Raw genomic sequence first — 19477 nt, 5'->3', positions numbered from 1 at the left:
GGGTAGGGACGCGACCTCCAGAACCGGCTACAGCGCCGGTACAGGGGCGGCGGTGGGCACGGCCCGCCGCCCCGACCCGTGGTGCGGGCCCAGAGGCGCCGGCCCGCCGGGCACGTCCGCGACGTGCCCGGCGGATCCGACAGCGCGTCAGCGCGCGGTGAGGCGGAAGGCGTCGAGGACGGTCTGCTCGACGGTGTTGCCGGCGGCGTCCTCCGCCCTGGCCCTGATGCTGACCGTGCCCGTGGTGGCGGCCAGGCGCGGGGCCTGGTAGCTCGCGGTGTAGTTACCGCCGCCCCGGGCGGTCGTCCGGAGCTGCCGCCAGGTGACCCCGCCGTCGGTGCTGACGGAGAGCGTGAGGCTCTTCACCGCCGGCGCGGCGGGCGCCTGGTGGTACGCGGCGACCCTGATCTGGTGCCGGCCGGGTGCGCTCACCGCGTCGCCGAGGTCGGCGCCCGCGTCGTACCGCAGGAACAGCAGCGGGTCGGCGTGGCACGGCCGGCCCGGTCCCTCGACGCACTTGAACCCCTGCGGCGGCTCGTTCCGCGTCGGCGCGGCGGACGTGAACCGCCACTCCGTCGTGGTCCTGCCGTCGGCGGTCCGGGCCGTCATCCGGTAGCGCCCGGGCGCGGCCGGAAGCTCGTAGGTGGGACCCCACACGGTGGAGCTGCCCTGGGGCAGTTCCCGACCGTCGTCGGCGTACATGTGCACGTTCGCCGGCTCGAACACGTACGAACCGACGAGGTGTTCCGGCTCCGCCCCGGAGACCAGGTAGGTGATCGGGTAGAACGTGTCGCCCTGCCGGCAGAAGGCGCAGATCTCGGTGGACCAGTCGCCCTCCCACTTGCCGGGTTGGGTGCGGAAGACCTTGGGCGACAGCTCCGGCGGCCCGGGCACGAGGGGCCGCGCCGCCCACCGCGCCGTGGCTGGTCCCGCCCGGTCGATGACGTCGATGGTGCGGACGCCGGGCTGCGAACCCGAGGGCTCGTAGAACTGGTTCCGCACGAGGTCGGGCGAGACCGGCCCCCGGTAGGTGGTGAACCGGACGCTGTCGGTGAAGTAGCCGTGGAAGACTCCGGCGACCGCGGTCTCGTTCGGCCGGAAGGCCGAGTAGATCATGCTGGCCGGCTCCGCCCGCGTGCCGTGGAGGGCGGTGTCGACCGTGGCGAGCTGCCGGTCGGTGAGCTCGGTGTGCAGCGAGGCCGGGATCCGCCCCTCCTGGTAGACGTGCAGCGCGTAGACGTACGGACTGACCGAGTCGTAGCCCGACACGTCGAGCTTCACCGGGCCGCGGCGCAGCAGGCCGCGCAGCCGCTCGGCCTGCGCCAGCGGGATGGAGGCGTACGGGATGTCGGCGGCCTCCTGCGTCTCGTGGTACCACCAGTCCGGCTCGACCGGGAGGAGGCAGGTCGTGGTGGCCCACGGCCCGCCGGTGGAGGTCGGGTCGACGAGCACGCCGACGGCGCCCGCCGCCCGCGCCCGCGTCAGCTGCGCGGGCCCCACGCGGCACTGCCCGCCGGCGGGCTTGTCGGCGTCGATGCGCAGCAGGACGAGCTTGCCCCGGGCGTCGATCCGCCGGAGGTCGGCGTCCCGCCCCAGCCCGCCGTCGACCAGTTGGACCGTCTGCCGGCCGTCGAACCGCACCACCTCGAAGCCGGGGCGCTTGTACCAGTCGATCGGCAGGGTCGGCGTCAGCGCCAGCCGCTCGGGGGCGGTGGCCGCCATGGTCACCATCGGCTTGCCGAGCACCCAGTTGACCCCGAGGTGGAAGGTGCCGACCGTCACCGGGGGGCTGGGGATGGCCCAGAACCTGGAGTTGCTGTAGCCGGTGAAGCTGAGGACGCCACCGCCGGCGCCGTTGCTGAAGGTGCGGAAGGTGATCCGGGAGCCGACGAACGTCTCGGTCGGTCGCGGGGTGTCGACCGTCATCTGCTGGGCCGCGTCGCCGTCGCGGGTGATGGTGGTGTCCCCGGCGACCTCGAACTCCGGCAGTTCCAGGTTGAGGTGCTGCTCCCGGCCGTCGATCCGGAAGGTCGCGTAGCCGCCGGACTCGTAGGTGCCGGGCGGCACCTCGTACGTCACCTCGAACGTGGTGCAGGGATCCTGGTCCAGGCACCGCGCGCTGACCGACTCGTACCCGGTCCCGACCGCGGCCCCGGCGACCTGGGCGAGCATGAATCCGCCGATCGGGCAGAGGGTCATGAGGCGGCTGTCGCAGTAGAACTGCTCGCCCTTCTGCCGCTTGACGATCTGGGTGACCCGGTACTTCGGCTGCCCGGTGTCGGTCTGCGGCCCGGCCTTGGCCGAGCGGAGCCCGGTGGGCCAGATCGCCACCGCGCCGCCGGCGAGCTTCGGAGTGGCCCGGTCGAAGAGGTAGCTGCTCAGCCCGCCCCGCTGCTCGCCGGTGACGGCGGCCCAGAAGGCGGCGGCCCGGCGCGGTTCGACGCGCAGGTCGACCGAGCCGTCGTCCGGGTGCCTCGCGGTGGTCTCCGCGCCGGGCAGGCCCGACACCCGCTTGTCCAGCGCCGCCCTGTCCAGCCGGTCGCCGTACTTGACGGTGACGGCGAGCGGGCTGCCGCCGCCGCGCTCCGACTGGCCGGCGAGCCAGCCCAGGTCGAAGACCTTACGGTCGACGACGCCGCCGGCCACCAGCGCCTGCGCGTCGCTCGGCACCGCGTGGAGGCTGGTGTCCGCTCCGCCCGGCCCCGTCCTGACGGTGACGTCGATCGTCGGGCGGGTCCCGTCGGCCCGTGCCGACGGGACGGCGGTGACGGTGTAGCGGCCACCGGTCCGGGCCAGGGTGACCTCGTCGCCGGTGATCAGGGTGACCTTGTAGGTGGGCCTGGTCAGCCCGGGTAGCGAGACCGCCCGCAGGCCGCCCTCGGCGGCGGCCCCGGTCGGCGCCGGGGCCCGCCCGGCCGGCTCGTCGGGCCGGGCGGCGGCGGCGACGGGCGCGGCCAGCACGGTCAGCAGGGCCGAGGCGGCGGCGAGCAGGCGTAGCCGACGGCGTCTGCGGGGGTGGGGGTTGCTGCCTGGTGTGGTCACGAAGGGCTCCTTGTCGGGCGAGCTGGTGGGGCCGCGCTGCACGGCGTCGTCCGGCATGTCAGCCACCTGCCCGGGCCAGCGACCAGTCCCGGGTCACGACCGCGTCGGCGCGGACCGGGACCGTCGCGGTGCCGGTCTGGTAGCCGGACGCGCGCGCGGTGAATTCGGTGCCGCCGGTCGCGGAGCTGAAGACCCAGTACAGGCCGTCGCCGAGGGCCGGGTCCGCCGGCGTGGTGACGCCCGTGCCGGCCTCCCCGGGCTGATCCGCCCGGGACACGGTCGCGAAGACCGGCGCGCCGGTGTCGCGGTCGGTGACGAACCCGACGACCAGCCCGCCCTCGACCGGCCGGCAGGCGCGGTCGCCCACGAAGACGTCGTCGACCGCCCACCACCAGGCGTCGCGGCCCTGGTAGTGGAACCGGATCCGGACGTCCGCGCGGTTGGCCGCCTGCGGCAGCGGCAGCGTGACCTGGCCGAACGCGTGGCTCGTGGTCTGCCGCCACACCGTCTTCCAACTCCGGCCGCCGTCGGTGGACACGTCGACGTCGGCCCGCTGGCCGGCGTCGTCCGGGTAGTAGGACGTGCGGAAGGTGAGCTTCGGGGAGGCGTCGCCGGAGAGGTCGATCGCCGGGGAGGTCAGGGTGGTGTCGAACCGCTTCCCGGCGCCGACCGTCGAGTCGGCGACGGCGAACCTGCCGCCACCGCCCTCGGGCACCGGTCGGAAGCCGGGATTGTCGAACCGCCAGCCCGGCTTGCCGGAGGTCCGCCAGCCGTCGCGCGTGCCGGTGTCGGTCCAGTCGTCGAAGTCCTCGCCGACGCCGCTGAAGCGGTAGCCGGGGGCGGTGCAGCTCGACTCGTCGACGGTCAGCGCCGCGTCCTGGGTCAGGTCCGCCCCGCCCAGCTCGAACGTCCGCTGGACGCCCCGGTATCCGGGGTACTGGGCGGTGACCCGCATGGTGTACGACGCGGATCCGGGCAGCCGCACGCTGTACCGGCCGGTCACCGGGTCGGTGAAGATCGGTCCGAGGGGATAGCCGTCGATGACGACCTTGGCGTACAACGGCCAGCCGTGCCCGGATCCGTCGGTGACGGTGCCGCTGACCGTGTTCATCGGCTGAGGGTTCAGCCTGACGTCGGCGGTGGCGGCCTCGCCCTCGCGGACCTGCGCCTGCGTCGTGCCGGCCGCGTAGCCGTACTTGCGTACACCGATCGTGTAGCTGCCCAACGGCAGGGCACCCGACTGGTAGACGCCCGCCGCGTCGGTGGTCACCTCGCGACTGACCGGGCCGGTGATCGTGACGGTGGCGCCGGGCAGCGGCTTCGAGGTCCCGGCGTCGCTGACGGTGCCGCCGATCCTGCCGGTGGGTCCGCGCGGCGCCTGCTTCATCAGGGCGAGCGCGTCCAGCCGCCCCTCGCCGAAGGCGTTGTTGTCGTCGTCGGTGCCGCCGCACTGACCGTCCGGGTTGTCGACGGCCGTGCCGTCCAGCAGGGACCTGGTGGCCTCGGTGTCGCCCACCATCGACGCCGCCGCCGACCAGACCAGGGCGACGGCGCCCGCCACGTGCGGGGCCGCCATCGAGGTGCCGTTGAGGCTGGCGTACGCGCTTCCCGGCATGCTCGACCGGACGTTCACGCCCGGCGCGGCGACGTTCGGCTTGATCTCGCCGTCCTGGCCGGCCCCGCGTGACGAGAACGGCGCGATGGTGTGGTCGGAGCCGTACGCGCCGACCGAGTAGTTGATCTTCCGGCTGCCCGGGGCGCCGCTCGTCCGGCAGCCCGGCCCGTTGTTGCCGTTGGCCCACACGCCGAAGATGCCCGACGCGGTCCACGCCAGGCTGATGTCCTCCAGGAACGGGGCGTCCGACGGGGTGGTGGTCCCCCACGAGTTGTTGATGACGTGCGGCCGCTTGCTGGCGTCCGGGTTCTGGCCGTTGAGGTCCGTCGGCTCCAGCAGCCACTGGCCCGAGCTGATCAGCGCGGCGTCGCTCGGGCAGCAGCCGTTGGCCGCGATCCAGCGGGCCTTCGGCGCCACCCCGACCCGGTTCTCGGCGCCGTCGTCGCCGACCATCGTGCCCATCGTGTGCGTGCCGTGCCCGTCGCCGTCGCAGGGCGCTCCCCCGCAGGTGCCGGCCGCGTCGAACCAGTTGTAGTTGTGGTCGAACACCCCGTCGCCCTTGTTGCCGCGGTACTGCCGCGCCAGGGCGGGGTGGTCGAACTGGACGCCCGTGTCGATCGAGGCCACCGTGATGTCCTCGCCGCGTACGCCGAACTGCTCCCACACGTCGTCGGCGTTGATGTTGGCGACGCCCCACTCGACCGCGTCGACCGCCTGCCGGCCGACGCCCCTGGTGACCGGGGGCGGGGCGACCTTGAACGACGGCAGCAGCGAGCTGACCTCACGCTTCGCGGCCAGCCGCTCGGCGAGGGCCTGGTCGCCGGTCACCTTGATCGCGTTCGTCGCCCAGAAGCTCTGGTACGCGACGCCGGAGGCGGTGAGTTCCCCGCGTACCGCCCGCTGGCTCTCGTCGGCGGCCTGCCTCAGCGCCCTGGCCACCGCCGTGCCGCGCGCGTTCCAGTCCCGGATCGACCGGGCCGCGCTCAGGTCCGCCTTCGCGTCGAAGTAGACCCAGAAGTCCACCGGGGACTCCTGGGCGCCGAACTGGGTCTGGAGCTGTGGACGGATCTTGGCCTTCGCGGCCGCCGCCGTCGGCTCCGGCGCGGTCGAGGGCAGCGCGGTGGCGGCGCCGTTCAGTGCGAGCACCGTGGCCACGGCGGCCACCACCACGGTCGCGATTCTTCGTCTCGACGGATGGGCTGGGCGCATGGGGGATCCTCCTCCGGGAGGGGTGTGGGGGCTGCGGCCGCGACTGGTCACAGCGGCAGGTATCGGTCGTCGTCGTCCGCGGCGTCGGTCTCGACGTCGGTCTCGTCGCCCGGTCCGGCCCCGGGACGGGACTCCACGCGCGCGTCGGCGGGGCGGGCGGTCTCCGGCGACGTCGTCTCGTCCTCGTCCGGGTCATCTCGATGCGGCATGCCAGCATCGTGGTCAACCGCGAGACGGTGCTGCGATCCCTCAGGTGAGTGAAACAACCCGCGACCGCCGGCGGGGAGTCACTCCCCCGCGCCCTCGCCGGGCTCGGCGACCAGTCCCGCGCCGATCGCCCGTGCGGTGAGCGCCGCCCGCGAGGAGACCCCGAGCTTGCGCATCGCCGACTTCATCTGGCTCGCGACGGTGTGGTGCGAGCGGTGCAGGGCATCTGCGATCTCCCGGTTCGTCCGTCCCTCGGCCGCGAGGGCGACGACCTCCCGCTCGCGGGGCGACAGGTCGGGGCCGTAGCCCTTCCGGCCGCCGCGCCACACGCGCGGCACCTGGCGGCCGTGCGCGCGCAGGGTACGGGCGACGCGGTCCACGTCGAGGCTCGCCGGCAGGGACGACAGTCCACCCAGGACGTCGGCGAGCAGGTCGAGCCCCTCTGGTACGGCTCCGGCCCGGATCAGGCACCCCGCCTGCCGCTCCCGGGAGAGCGCCGCGCCGTACGGCCGGGGAAGCGCCGCCCAGGCCGCGGCGGCCCGCCCGAACAGGCCCGCCGCCGAGGCGTGGTCGCCCGCGGCCTCGGCGAGCAGGCCCCGGCAGTCCAGCACGGCGGCCCGCGGCGCCGGCAACCGCCCGGCGGGCAGCCCTCGGGCGAACGCGTCGACCAGGTCCTGCGCCTGTGCCGTGGCTCCGACGGCGAGCAGGGCCTGGACGCGGGCGGGCACCACGTCGGTGCCCCACAGCCAGACCCCCTTCTCCGCGACGACCTCGCACGGGTCGCGGGAGAGCGTCAACGCCTCGTCGGGCCGGCCCTCGCGCAGCCGGATCTGCACCAACGTCGCCACCGCCTCGGCGACGGTGTCCCAGGCGCCGGCGTCGCGGGCGCCGGCCACGGCGCGTTCGATCTCGCGGGCGGCCTGGACGAGGTCCCCGGCCGCCATCCGCAGCAGGCCACTGATCATGATCGGCTCGACCCGGCTGACCGGGTGGAGATCGTCGGTGTCCGCCATCGTGGCCGCGCGCTCCGCGAGGCCGTCCCAGGCGCCCGTGAACCAGTCGAGGTGCAACCGGGTGGAGTCGACGAGCTCCCTGATCCTGACCTGTTCGTACTCGACGGCGAGCCGGCGGGCGGTGGCGAGCCAGCCGCCGGCCTCCGCGTACCGCCCCCACCGCATGGCCGCGTCGCCGATGTTGAGGTGGCCGACGGTGATGATCCGGCGGTCCCTGGCGGTCCGGGCCGTCTGCGGGATCTGCGCCGCCTCCGCCCAACCGCGCTCGTCACCGAGTTGCAGCAGGGCGGGCGCGCGGCCGGCCGCGACCCGTAGCCGGTCCGACGGCTCCAGCGACCGCGCGAACTCCGCCGCCCGGTCCAGCCAGGTCAGGTGCCGGGCCGCCGGCGAGCGGCCGCGCGGCCAGCCCAGCACCATCATGGCGACGGCGGGTGCGGCACGCCGACGGTCGAGGTGCGGCAGCGCCCGCTCCAGCTCGGCGTGCGCCTCGTCGAACTCCTCCATGTCGTTGAGGATCCGGGCGAGCTGGAAGCGGAGACTGGCCTCCACGCCCGGATCGGGGATGCCCCGGTCGAGCACCCGGCGCGCGGCGGCGGCGAGGTCCCGCAGGCGGCCCGGGCCGGTGAAGGAACCGAACGGCACCTTCTCCACCAGCGCGCACATCTGCTCGGCGGGCACGTCGCCGTTGGTCAGCACGTCGTGCAGCAGCGCGCCCGCGGTCGTCTCGTCGCCGGTCTGCAGCGCCACGTCCGCGGAGAGTTCCGCGTACCTGCCCCACCGCTCGCCGTCGCCGGCCTGCCGGAAGTGCCGCGCGAGCTGCGCCAGCGGCCGTGGGGTCACGGTTTCGAGCACCCGCCCGGCGCGCTCGTGCAGCGTACGGCGGTCCCGTTCGTCGATGGCGTCGTAGATGGCCCGGCCGGCCAGCACGTGGCGGAAGGACACCCGGTGGTGGTCCCGTCGGTGCAACAGGCGGCGGGCGACGGCTTCGGCCAGGCCGGCGGCGAACTCGGCCGGCGGCAGTTCGCTGATCCGCGACAGCAGGTGTTCGGCGACGGGATCGGCGACGACCGCGGCGGCTCGGAGCACCGCCCGGGTGGCGTCGTCGAGGCGGCCGGCGTGCTCCAGCACGGTGTCCCGCACCGTCGGGGGCACCACGATCTCGTCCAGGGGCAGCCGCTTCCAGCCCTGGTCGCGGCGGACGAGGTCGCCGCGTCGGGCCATCAGCCGCACGCACTCCTCCACGGCGAGCGGCACCCCTTCGGTGCGCGCGTGCAGGTGCTGGGCGAACTCGCCGGAGACCTCCTGGTTGGCCAGCATCGACGAGGCGAGCGCCGCGGTCTCGGACTCGTCGAGCGGTTCGAGGACGACCCGCAGCCGTGCGCGGTGCGGCCTGAGGCGTCCCGACAGGCGCAGCAGCCACGGGTCCCCCACCAGGTCCTCCGGGCGGTAGGCCACCACCAGGCTGGGCCCCTGGCCGTGCCGTTCGGCGAGGAACAGCAGGAACTCCCGGGTCGCGTCGTCGGACCACTGTGCGTCGTCGACGACGAGCAGGTCCACACCGAGCCTGTCGAGCAGCTCGGCGAGGGCCCGCAGCACCCGGTGCCGGGCGGCGCTCGCGTCCCCGGCCGGCTCGGGGGCCGGCGGCAGGTGCTCGGCCCACTCGGGGAACAGCGGTCGCAGGGCGCCGGCCAGGCCGCTGAGGCCCAGGCCGGCCACCGCGCCGACGTCGGCGGCCAGCAGCGCCTCGACGATCGGCCCCAACGTGTACGGCTCGCGCAGGGGCGGACAGACCGCCGTCAGCGCGGAGTGCGCACCGCCGGCGGGGGAAGCGAGGAACTCCTCCAGCAGCCGGCTCTTGCCGACGCCGGCCTCGCCCTCGATCAGCACCAGCGCCGAGGTGTCGGTGAGCACCTGCTCCAGCCGGGCCAGTTCCTCCTCGCGGCCGATCAGCAGCGGTGCCGCCACCCCGTCGACGTCCGGCTCCGCCGCGCCACGGCGGGGAGAGTAGCCGCCGACCACCACAGCCTCCACAGCTCGCCCGCTCGCACCTGCACAGCTGTCAGTGATCATTGTTTATGTGGTGGCCGGCGGCAAGGCGTCCCGCCCCGTCGTCCGGCACCAGGGGCCTCGCCGTGACGGGTGGCGGACCCGTCGACGCCGGTGCGGCCGGCCGTCCCTCAGCGGCGCCGGCGGGCGTTGAGGCGGGCGGCCTGCCGCGTCAGGTGATCGCGTTCGGCGAGGTTGGGTGCGTGGTGGGCCGCCTCGGCGTACAGCCTGGCCGCCGTCGCGAGGTCGCCGGCACGCTCGTGGAGGTACGCCGCGACCGCCGCGTGGCGGGGCAGCGAGTCGTCCAGCGCCGCGAGCGCCGCCAGGCCGGCGCGCGGGCCGTCGGCCTCGCCGACCGCCACCGCGCGGTTGAGCCGGACGACCGGGCTGTCGGTCAGGCGCACGAGTTCGTCGTACCACTCGACGATCTGCACCCAGTCGGTCTCACCGGCGGTGCGCGCGTCGGCGTGCAGCGCGGCGACGGCGGCCTGGGCCTGGAACTCGCCCAGCCGGTCGCGGGCGAGGGCCGCCTGCAGGATCCCGACGCCCTCGGCGATCGACGTGGTGTCCCACCGGCGGCGGTCCTGCTCGCCCAGCGGCACCAGGCTGCCGTCGGGCGCGGTCCGGGCGGCGCGCCGGGCGTGGTGCAGCAGCATGAGGGCGAGCAGCCCGGCCACCTCGGGGTGGTCGATCGCGGCGGCGAGTTGCCGGGTGAGCCGGATCGCCTCGGCGGCCAGGTCCACGTCGCCGGAGTAGCCCTCGTTGAAGACCAGGTAGAGCACGCGCAGCACGGTGGCGACGTCGCCCGGGTGGTCGAGTCGCACGCCGGAGACGGTGCGCTTGGCGCGGCTGATGCGCTGTGCCATGGTCGCCTCGGGCACCAGGTACGCCCGGGCGATCTGGCGGGTGGTCAGTCCGCCCACGGCGCGCAGCGTGAGCGCGACCGCCGACGAGGGCGTCAGCGACGGGTGGGCGCACAGGAAGTAGAGCTGGAGCGTGTCGTCGGACGCGGGCACGGGGCCGGGCGGGGGCTCGACGTCGACGAGGTCCTCGCGTCGGCGGCGGGCGGCCTCGGCGCGGGCCGCGTCGAGGAACTTGCGCCAGGCGACGGTGACCAGCCAGCCCTTCGGGTCGCGCGGCGGGTCGGCGGGCCAGCCGCGGACGGCCTCGACCAGCGCGTCCTGCACGGCGTCCTCGGCCGCGGCGAAGGCGGCTCCACGGCGGACGAGGACGCCGAGCACGACCGGTGTGAGGCTCCGCAGCAGGGCCTCGTCCATCAGGTCACTCCGTGATGGTGGGCGACGCGGTCAGGAAGGGGCGCAGTTCGAGCCACTCGTGGATGGGCCGCCCGCCCGCCCCCGGCGCGGCGGACAGCTCGCCGGCCAGCTCGACGGCGCGCTCGTGGCTGTCCACGTCGATCACCATCCAGCCGGCGATGAGGTCCTTGGTCTCGGCGAACGGCCCGTCGGTGACCGGCGGGCGCCCCTCGCCGTCGTACCGGACGAACGTCCCCTCGGGGGCGAGCGCCTGAGCGTCCACGAACTCGCCGGTGCCCTCGAGCCGGGCCGCGAAGTCGTGCATGTACCGCACGTGCGCGGAGATCTCCTCCGGCGTCCACTGGTCCATGGGCACGTCGTTGACCGCGGCCGGGGCTCCGCGGTAGTGCTTGAGCAGCAGGTACTTGGCCATGGCGTTCTCCTCGATGCCGGCGCGACCCCCATTCTGGCCGCGTCCGCTGCGGGGACGGAGCCGGGCATCGGTTCTCGACATCGCCGGCGTGGATGTTCCCGAGTTTCGTGGCCGGAAGCCGAGCCGGCCGACGCGTACCGTCGGCCGGTCACCCGCCGGCGGGACTGACGCCGGAGAGCGGCGGCCGCGGCGCCGGCGGCTCGGCGAGGGGTGGTGCCGGCGGTTCGGCGAGGAGTCGGACGAGCAACCAGGCCAGCGCGGGCAGGACGATCAGCGGCGCGAGTGCCGTCCGCAGCGACGTGGCGTCCGCGAGCGCGCCGATGAGCGGGCTGGCCAGGCCGCCGGCGCTGATCGTGAGACCCAGCGTGATCCCGCTGGCGGTGCCGACGTGGTTGGGCAGGTAGTCCTGGCCGAGCGTGACCTGCAGCGAGAACGGGACGTAGAGGCCGACGGAGGTGAGCACCACGAAGAGGAGGAGGGCGGGCCCCGGCACGAGGACCACCCCGGCGACGGCGGGCAGCGTCAGGAGGCAGGTCCACCGGACCACGGTCACCCGGTCCCACCGGTCGGCCAGCCGGCCGCCGACCACGGTGCCGACGGTGCCGCCCAGGTAGAGCAGGAACAGCGCGAGGGCGCCGGCCGGGGCGCCGCCGCCGGTGCGTTCCCGGGCGTAGAACGAGATGAAGGTGCTGAAGCCGGTGAAGACGACGGACCGGCAGACCATGGCCAGCGTCAGTACGGCGAACGACCTGCGGTCGTCTCCGCCGGGCCGGGCCGTGGTGCGGGCGGCCGGCCCGGTGCCCGCGCCACGCAGCACGGGCGCGCAGAGCGCCGCGCCGACCAGGGCCGGAACGGCGAGCACGGGGGTCAGCCCCAGGCCACCCCCCGCCATCACCAGGGCGACCAGGAGGGGCGCGCACGCGAAGCCGAGGTTCCCACCGAGGGAGAACCAGCCCATCGCGGTGTGGCTGCCCCGACTGGCCCGGCGGGCGAGGCGGGCGGACTCGGGATGGTACGCGGCCACGCCGATGCCGGCGATCGCGACGAGTGCCAGCGTCGTCGCGTAGGAGGCGGTGACGCCGGCGAGCGCGGTGCCGGCCCCGGCCAGCAGCGTGCTGACCGGCAGCAGCCAGGGCAGCGCCCGCCGGTCGGTCAGCGCGCCGAACAGTGGCTGCGCGAGCGAGGAGAGCAACGAGGCGGCCAGCACGATGCCCGAGGCGGCGGCGTACGTGTACGACCGCTCGGCGACGAAGAACGGCACCAGCGCCGCCACCGCACCCTGGTAGAAGTCCACACACGCATGCCCGGCCGACAGCGGGACGATCGATTCGCGTCTTCGCACGCCGCCATCGTCGCCGGCCGGCGCGCTGTCCCGCTTCCGATAAACTGCCACTCGATGCCTGAGACCCGCCACGTCGCGATCGCCCCGACCCGGGCCCAGCCGTTGCCCGCGGGGGCGCGCATCACCCCGCACCGGCACGACGACCACCAGATCGTCTACGCCGGCCGGGGTGTGCTCACGATCGACACGGACGCGGGCTCGTGGGTGGCGCCCGCGAACCGGGCGATCTGGATCCCCGCCGGCACCGTCCACGCCCATCGGGCGCACGGCAGGGCCGAACTGCACCTGGTCGGTCTGCCCGCGCGGGACAACCCGCTGACGCTCGACCGGCCCGCCGTGCTGGTGGTGGGGCCGCTGCTGCGCGAGCTGATCCTGGCCTACACCCGCGATCCGCAGGACGACAGCCCGGAGCGTGAACGGCTGCGCGCGGTCCTGCTCGACCAGCTCCGCGTCTCGCCCCAGCGGCCCTTCCACCTGCCGTACCCCACCGACGCCCGGCTCGTCGCGCTCTGCGCGATCCTGCGGGCCGACCCGGCGGACGGGCGCACGCTGGCCGCGCTGGGCCGCGAGGTCGGCGCGAGCGACCGCACGCTGGCCCGGCTGTTCGCCGCCGATCTCGGCATGAGCTTTCCGCAGTGGCGCACCCAGCTGCGCCTGCACCACGCGCTGCTGCTGCTCGCCGACGACATGCCGGTCACCGCCGTGGCGCGGCGCTGCGGGTGGGCGTCCGCGAGCGCCTTCATCGACGTCTTCCGGCGGGCCTTCGGGCACACGCCCGGCGCGCACCTACGGTGATCTCGGAGCCGGGGTGCCTGTCCCACCGGCGTCCCCGGCTCCGCGGCACCGCGTCGGCGGAGGAGGTCGTGGTGCGGCGCGGGGCCGGGTGGGCGTCAGCGCGGCTGTCCGCCGTCCCCGGCGAGGAGGGGGCGGAGGACGGCGTACGACCAGGCGGCCAGGGTCGTCGGCGTGGTGGTGGTGACGTCGCGGGCCTGCTCGGGCACGAAGCCGTCGCGCAGCCCGATCGACATCCCGAGCATCGCCTCGACCTGCTTCGCGCTCATCCCGGCGCCGGCGAGCATCGCCCGCATCTCCTCGTCGGCGACCCGCCGGGCCCGCACGGGGTGCCCGGTCGCCCGGCCGACGATCGCGAGGGCCTCGTCCCAGCTGAGGTCCTCGGGGCCGTGTACGGCCCGGACGTGGCGGCCGGACCAGTCGGCGCGCAGCAGCCACGAGGTGGCGACCCGGGCGATGTCGGCGGGGGCCACCCACGGCATAGGCTGGTCGGTGGGAAGCACGACCGGCACCTCGCCGGCGCGCAGCTGGTCGATCTGCGGCAGCAGGTTGGAGAAGAAGAACCCGCAGCGCAGGTGCAGCACCGCCGCGCCGGTGCCGTCGAGCAGTTCCTCGACCCGGGCCAGGCCGTCGATCTCGCCGGCGCCGTGCCGCAGCTCCGCGCCGACGCTGCTCTGCAGCACGACCCGGGCGACACCCGAACGGGTCACGGCGGCCGCGATCGACGCGCCGAAGCGTGCGTAGTCGGCCAGGGGGTCGTCGGACGCGACCGCCGGAACGGTGACGAAGAGGGCCTCGACTCCTCGGACGGCCTCCTCGACGGCGGCCTCGTCGGCGAGGTCGACGACCCGCGGGTCGACGTGGTCACGCAGGGCCGGGTCGAGACTCCCCGGGCGGTGTCCGAGCACCCGGGGCCGGACGCCGGCGCGCACGAGGTCGCGCACGACGTGGCGGCCGACGTTACCGGACGGTGCGGTGGTGGCGATGGTCATGCGGGCGACGCTAACGCCGGATGTGGCCAGCCCACGGCCACATCTCCGGGCATCCTTGACGCTGTCATGGATCACGATGTCGCCGCCCGCACCCTGCTCCTGCTGACCCTGCTCCAGACCCGGCCCACCTGGCCGGCGGCCGAACTCGCCGAGCGCACCGGCGTCAGCCCGCGCACGCTGCGCCGCGACCTGCGGCGACTCGCCGAACTCGGTTACGAGGTGGTGGGCAGGCCAGGACCCGGGGGCCACTACCGGCTGGCGGTGGGCGCCCGGGTGCCGCCGATGGTGTTCGACGACGACGAGGTGGTCGCCCTGGTCGTCGGGCTCCGGATGGCCGAGCAGGGGCCGGCGGCCGAGGCCGCCGCGCGGGCCCTGGTCAAGCTGCGCCGGGTCCTGCCCCGGCGGCTGGCGGCCCTCGCCACCGACGTCGCCGCCCACAGCGAGACGGTCGTACTCGACGAGGCGCGGCCGCCGGACGCCCCCCTCGGACCGCTGACGGCCGCGGCCGCCGCCGACCTCGGGGTCCGCTTCACCTACACCGACCAGCACGGAACCACCTCCCGCCGGCGGGTCGACTCGGTGCGCTGCCTGTTCGTGCGCGGGCGGTGGAACGTGCTGGCCTACGACCTCGACCGCGCCGACTGGCGGGTCTTCCGTCTCGACCGGATACGCGACGTGGTCGGCGACGGGCCGACGACGCGGCGCGATCCCCCCGCCGACGACCTCGCCACCTGGCTGCGCACCGACTTCGGCAGGTCGGCGACCGGCCGCGACTGAGTTCCCGGGCCCGGACGAGGTGCCGGAGACGCCGCTTCGGGATGCCAGGTCCGATAACCGCCGGAAGCCGCGACCGCGGAGGCGCACCCTGGTGGCCCAGGCGGGATCACCGCCGTCCGACACCTGGGAGATTCATGTACGCCGACAGCACCCGTCGAGACGCCCGCCAGCGTGTCGGCGAGACGGACTGGGTCGCGCTCGCCGAGGCGCTGGACGCGACCGGCTGCGCCCTGACCGCCGAGCTGCTCGCCCCCGGGCAGTGCCGGGCCGTCGCCGGGCTGTTCGAGCGGGCCGAGCTGTTCCGCGGCACCGTCGACATGGCCCGGCACCGGTTCGGCTCCGGGACGTACCGCTACTTCACCCACGAGTTGCCCCCCGTGGTCGCCGAGCTGCGCGAGGCTCTCTACCCGCGACTGCTGGCCGTGGCCCGGGACTGGGCCGAGCGGCTCGGCCGGCCCGCACCCTGGCCCGACGACCTGCACGAGTGGCTGGCGACGTGCCACGCGGCGGGGCAGGACCGCTCCGCGCAGATCCTGCTGCGTTACGGGCAGGGCGACTGGAACGCCCTGCATCGCGACGTCTTCGGTGATCTGGTCTTCCCCCTCCAGGTGGTGATCGGCCTCGACGCGTACGGCGCCGACTACACCGGGGGCGAGTTCCTCCTCGTCGAGCAGCGGCCCCGCGCCCAGTCGCGCGGCACGACCGTCGCCCTGCCCCAGGGACACGGCCTCGTCTTCACCACCCGGGACCGCCCCGTCCGCACCAGGCGCGGCTGGTCCGCCGGCTCCGTCCGGCACGGGGTCAGCCTCGTCCACTCCGGCCGCCGCCACGCCCTCGGCATGGTCTTCCACGATGCGTAGCCGGCCCGGCAACCCCGGCGGCGACGAGGCCCGCCCGTCTCCGCTGCTGGGACCGGCCGCGAACGCGTACGAGCGGCTTCCACGGCCGGCCCCGCACACGGCGGCCGAGCTGGCGGCACTCGCCGGCCTGCTGACGGCGCCCGGGGCCGGCGTCACGACCGTGACGGTCGGTCACAGCAGGGACGCCGCCGCCACAGCGTCCGTGGCGGCGTTCACCGCGTGGTGGGAGGCGCGCGGCGGCGTGGTCCTGGCGGTCGTCGACTGGCCCGAGACGGCGGCCTCGTGGCTGCGGGCCGCCGGCCGGATGACCGCGGAGACCCCAGACGCCTGGGTCGTCGCCGCGGCCATGACCGGCTTCGTGCAACTCGCCCGGCGGATGCTGGTGAGCACCGCGTGGGACCCTTCCCGGACGTACGCGTTCGGATCCCTCTGCGACTCGCGCCTGCCGACGCTCGCCGGTCCCGGCGCGCTGGACGGTCTGCGCGGCGCCGGCGTGGACGGCGGCACCTGGGAGGTGCGCGGTCGCGGCGTCACCACGTTTCCGCCCCGGACCGGCGGGTGATGGCCACGCGCGGGGCGGCGCCGGCGGAGGGGCCCACGCACCCGCTCGGCACGCCGCAGCGCCTGGAGCTGCCCCTTCGACAACTCCGGTCAATCCATCTGGATCTGTAGTTCTTCAGCCAAGGTCGAGAACGCGACCGGATCGGCGAAGACGTAGCCGGAATCGCCGTTCGCGTCCATCAGGCTGACGAACACCCGCGAATCCGCGTCTGCACGCAGAAGGTCGTGAATCTCGAAGATCATCAGCGTGTCGAGGTACCGGTGGGAAAGATGCTCCAGGTGCCACTCGAGCTCATCGCCGTTGACGAGCAGCCGGATGCGCCCCCCGTCCTCGCCGTCAGGCAACTCCACACCGGTGATCGCCACGGCGCCGCCCGTACAGGCGGCGAACCGGTCGAACAGATCTCGGTAGCCCGCCAGCAGGCTGTCCACCTTGGGGCCCACACTGACGCCGACACCCAGCTCTTCCATCAGGGCGATCAAGGCACCTGTCTTGTCATCGCCGTAGTACGACAGTGGTTCGTCGCGTTCGTCCGCGAGCCTCGCCACTGCTGTGGGCGCGACTATGCCCAGCTCCGCTGCCCGGTCTGCTATCTGCCCGACCGTCTCCAACGTCGCCATCTTCGTCCCTTCTCGTCCCGGACGCCTCGCACCGTGACGCTCGCACAGAAGTGCAGGACAGCCAGCCGGCCAGGGTGATTCGACTTCGACGACATCGCCGTCAGGAGCCCAGGCACGGAGGTTACCGTCGGTGTACGACAGTCCAATCCGGACGAAGACCCGACTCGCAGACGCCAGTGCCATGGTGCGCGTGCGAGCGGTGGCACCACGTGGCATGTTTCGATCACCAGCCGGCCGGACCAGCCCGTGTGCGTCGCCAACGTCCATGGACGGAACACCTAGGCCAGTTGCCCCATGGCGTTGTGCGTGCCCTGCCCGAGGCCGATGCCCTGGAGCGGGGCGGACGGGATGCCGGCGGCCAGGATCGCCGCGACCGCCGTACGACTGTTGACGCCCAGCTTGGCGAAGATGCGGTGCAGGTGTGCCTCGATGGTCCGGGGGCTGAGGAACAGCCGGCGGGCTATCTGGTCGTTGGTCAGCCCGGTGGTCACCATCTGCGCGACCTCGAGTTCGCGGTCGGTCAACGCGGGCCGGTCGGGGCCGCCCGCGCCGCCCTCGGCCGTGGCGCGGGTGCGTTGCCGGGGGCGGCGCGAGTTCATGCGCCGCTCCTCGCGGACGGCCTCGGCCAGGTACAGCTCGGCCCCGCACTGCTCGAACAGGGCCCGCGCCCTGGCGAAGGCCGCCCGGGCCGGTCCGAGCCGACCGGCCGAGCCGAACGCGACGGCGGCGCAGAGGTGCGCCCGGCCGGCGTACGACATGGCTCCGGCGGGCTCGAAGAGGGCCGCCGCCCGCTGCGCGGCGACCGCCGCGGCCGCCGGGTCCCCGGCGAGGGCGCCGGCGTGGGCGAGGTGGGCGAACGCCCGGGGCAGCGCCAGCGACGGCGGCGCCGCCTGCTCGGCGCGCCGCGCCCAGTCCCGCGCGGCGGCAGGGTCGCCTCGCTGGGCGTTCGCGATCGACAGGAGGTGGTACCGGTAGCTGCGGGCGACGACCAGCCCGCCCGTGTCGTGCTCCGGCCCCGCCCCGAGCAGGTCCGCGCAGTCGGCCGGCCCACCCGCGTGCAGCCGGGCGCAGGCGAGGGTGACCTGCGCGGACGTGCCGTACCAGCCCGTCTCCGGTGGGGCGCAGCGGAGGGCCGCCGTGGCGTCGGCGACCGCCTCCGGCAGCCGCCCCTGCCCGATGGCCGTCCACGCCGTCAGGGTCAGCGCGAGCGCCCGCAGGATCTCGCTGTCGGTGCCCGCCGCCGCCGACAGCGCCTCCCGCGCGCATCCGGCTGCCGCGTCGAGGCGCCCCAGCAGCGCGTACACCGTGGCCTGCCCGTGCAGCAGGTGGGTGGTCAGGTGGTGCTGACCGCCGACCCGGGCCAGTTGCAGGCCCCGGGCGAGGTGCCGCTGGGCGGCCTCGAACCGTTCGAGGCGGATCTCCGCCCAGCTCAGGAACCAGACGACCTCCAGATTGGACCGCAGGTCACCGTCGGAGAGCGCGTCGACGTGCGCCGCGGCGTCGTCGGCGAGGGTGGACGTCCGGTCGGTGAACGTCTCGGCGGCCACCCGGGTGGCGACGCTGACGGCCAGTGCCGCCGCCAGCAGGGCGGGGTCGCCCGACCCGGCGGCGAGTTGCCGGGTCTCGTCGGCCCGGGCCGGCGCGTCCGGGGGCAGCCGATCGCAGAGCCAGGTCGCGGCGAGCTCCAGGCGGAGCCGAACGGCGGGACCGGTGCGGCCCTCGGGCAGGGCCTCGATCTCCCGCTCCAGTCGGGCCCGGGCCTCGACGTGCCGGCCGAGCAGCCGGTCGACCAGGGCGGAGAGCGTGGCGACCTCGGCCCGCTGCTCGACGCTGCCGGTCGGCAGGCGCCGCCGCACGTCGTCCAGCTGCTCGCGGCTGAGTTGGAGCCGGCCGGCGACCGCCAGGGACCGGGCCCGCAGGATCCGCAGCCGCCGTTCGAGGGCGGCGTTGTCCTCGTCGCCCGGCAGCAGGCGCAGCGCCGCCGTCAGCCAGTGGGCGCTGGCGGCCGGTGCGGTCTCGGCGGCCGCGACCGCCGCCGCGACGAGGGTGTCGACCGCGGCCCGCTCGCCCGGGACGGCGTAGCGCTCGACGTGGCCCGCCCGCACCGAGGGGGCGGCGCCGCGGTCGCGCAGCGCGGCGTCGACCGCACGGTGCGCGTCGAGCCGCCAGACCGGGCTCGCCGCGCCGTACGCCACGACCCGCAGGAGCGGGTGGCGGTACCGGAAGCCGCCCGCCACCGGCCGGATGAGGTCGCGGTCGACCAGCGCGTCGAGGACGGCGTACACCTCGCCGGGTGTCAGCCGGCAGACGGCCGCGACCAGGCCCGGGTCGAAGCTCTCCCCGGCCAGGGCCGCGGCGGAGGCGACCATGCTCTGCCGCGCGGACAGGCCGTCGAAGTCGGCCGACAGCGCGGCGTGCGCCGGGCGGGGCAGCTCCAGGTGCAGCAGCGCGTCACGACAGGCCGGCGCCGGCGGGAGGGCGGACGGCGGGGCGTCGCGGTGGGCCAGGGCCAGCGCGGTGAGGTAAAGCGGGTTACCGTCGCCGGCGGCGAGCACCGCCTCCCGGCAGCGCGGTGGCACCCCCCACGAGTCCACCAGCCGCCCGGCGTCGGCCGGACGCAGCGGGGCCAGGTCGACGATCGTGGCGTCGTCGCGCCGCTCGGCGTCGGCGACCGCGCGCAGCAGCCGCGCGGGCGCCTGCCTGGGGCGTAC

Annotated in this window: 14 protein-coding genes; 4 read left to right on the top strand and 10 right to left on the bottom strand. The window is 75.1% G+C overall.

The window, feature by feature from the left end; genetic code table 11:
• Nucleotides 1-147: 147 nt before the first annotated feature.
• The 7 genes from ACWENR_RS09145 to ACWENR_RS09115 all read right to left on the bottom strand — a co-directional run bounded on the left by ACWENR_RS09145 (nt 148) and on the right by ACWENR_RS09115 (nt 12163).
• A complete protein-coding gene (locus tag ACWENR_RS09145; protein WP_452276501.1) occupies nt 148-3099 on the bottom strand; it encodes a hypothetical protein in 2952 nt (983 codons plus the stop codon).
• Nucleotide 3100: 1 nt separating this feature from the next.
• Complete coding sequence (locus ACWENR_RS09140; RefSeq protein WP_452276500.1) at nt 3101-5866, bottom strand: S8 family serine peptidase; 2766 nt, start codon at nt 5864-5866, stop codon at nt 3101-3103.
• Between the two features lie 47 nt (nt 5867-5913).
• Nucleotides 5914-6075, bottom strand: a complete 162-nt coding sequence (locus tag ACWENR_RS09135) for a hypothetical protein (protein ID WP_452276499.1) — start codon at nt 6073-6075, stop codon at nt 5914-5916.
• Between the two features lie 78 nt (nt 6076-6153).
• On the bottom strand, nt 6154-9117 hold the full coding sequence (locus ACWENR_RS09130) for a helix-turn-helix transcriptional regulator (RefSeq protein ID WP_452276498.1): 2964 nt from the start codon (nt 9115-9117) through the stop codon (nt 6154-6156).
• Nucleotides 9118-9263: 146 nt separating this feature from the next.
• Nucleotides 9264-10409, bottom strand: coding sequence for an RNA polymerase sigma factor (locus ACWENR_RS09125; RefSeq protein WP_452276497.1), 1146 nt, complete (start codon nt 10407-10409; stop codon nt 9264-9266).
• Nucleotides 10410-10413: 4 nt separating this feature from the next.
• Complete coding sequence (locus ACWENR_RS09120) at nt 10414-10821, bottom strand: YciI family protein (protein WP_452276496.1); 408 nt, start codon at nt 10819-10821, stop codon at nt 10414-10416.
• 148 nt (nt 10822-10969) lie between these two features.
• On the bottom strand, nt 10970-12163 hold the full coding sequence (locus tag ACWENR_RS09115) for an MFS transporter (protein WP_452276495.1): 1194 nt from the start codon (nt 12161-12163) through the stop codon (nt 10970-10972).
• A 54-nt stretch (nt 12164-12217) separates the two neighbouring features.
• On the opposite strand from ACWENR_RS09115, the gene ACWENR_RS09110 reads away from it, so the two are divergent.
• Nucleotides 12218-12958 (top strand): AraC family transcriptional regulator, encoded by a 741-nt coding sequence (locus ACWENR_RS09110; RefSeq protein ID WP_452276494.1) that lies wholly within the window; start codon nt 12218-12220, stop codon nt 12956-12958.
• A 95-nt stretch (nt 12959-13053) separates the two neighbouring features.
• Here ACWENR_RS09110 and ACWENR_RS09105 read toward each other — a convergent pair whose 3' ends face one another.
• Nucleotides 13054-13947 (bottom strand): NAD(P)H-binding protein, encoded by an 894-nt coding sequence (locus tag ACWENR_RS09105; protein WP_452276493.1) that lies wholly within the window; start codon nt 13945-13947, stop codon nt 13054-13056.
• A 66-nt stretch (nt 13948-14013) separates the two neighbouring features.
• On the opposite strand from ACWENR_RS09105, the gene ACWENR_RS09100 reads away from it, so the two are divergent.
• From ACWENR_RS09100 to ACWENR_RS09090, 3 genes are all read left to right on the top strand, one after another.
• Nucleotides 14014-14724 carry a helix-turn-helix transcriptional regulator gene (locus ACWENR_RS09100; protein WP_452276492.1) on the top strand — a complete coding sequence of 237 codons (711 nt, stop codon included), beginning with the start codon at nt 14014-14016 and terminating at the stop codon, nt 14722-14724.
• Between the two features lie 134 nt (nt 14725-14858).
• Nucleotides 14859-15584: a 2OG-Fe(II) oxygenase gene (locus tag ACWENR_RS09095; RefSeq protein WP_452276491.1), complete on the top strand. Its 726-nt coding sequence runs from the start codon at nt 14859-14861 to the stop codon at nt 15582-15584.
• Nucleotides 15577-16146 (top strand): hypothetical protein, encoded by a 570-nt coding sequence (locus tag ACWENR_RS09090; RefSeq protein ID WP_452276490.1) that lies wholly within the window; start codon nt 15577-15579, stop codon nt 16144-16146. The genes ACWENR_RS09095 and ACWENR_RS09090 overlap by 8 nt, the downstream gene beginning before the upstream one ends.
• 89 nt (nt 16147-16235) lie before the next feature.
• On the opposite strand, the gene ACWENR_RS09085 is transcribed toward ACWENR_RS09090, so the two are convergent.
• Entirely contained in the window at nt 16236-16766 is a 531-nt protein-coding gene (locus ACWENR_RS09085) for a hypothetical protein (protein ID WP_452276489.1), read from the bottom strand.
• Nucleotides 16767-17044: 278 nt separating this feature from the next.
• On the bottom strand, nt 17045-19477 hold a 2433-nt coding region (locus ACWENR_RS09080), incomplete at its 5' end, for a LuxR C-terminal-related transcriptional regulator (protein ID WP_452276488.1).

This window comes from Micromonospora sp. NPDC004336, from assembly GCF_053602615.1.
The sequence above is the reverse complement of the archived record's forward strand: the minus strand, read 5'-3'. Positions and strand labels throughout refer to the sequence as shown.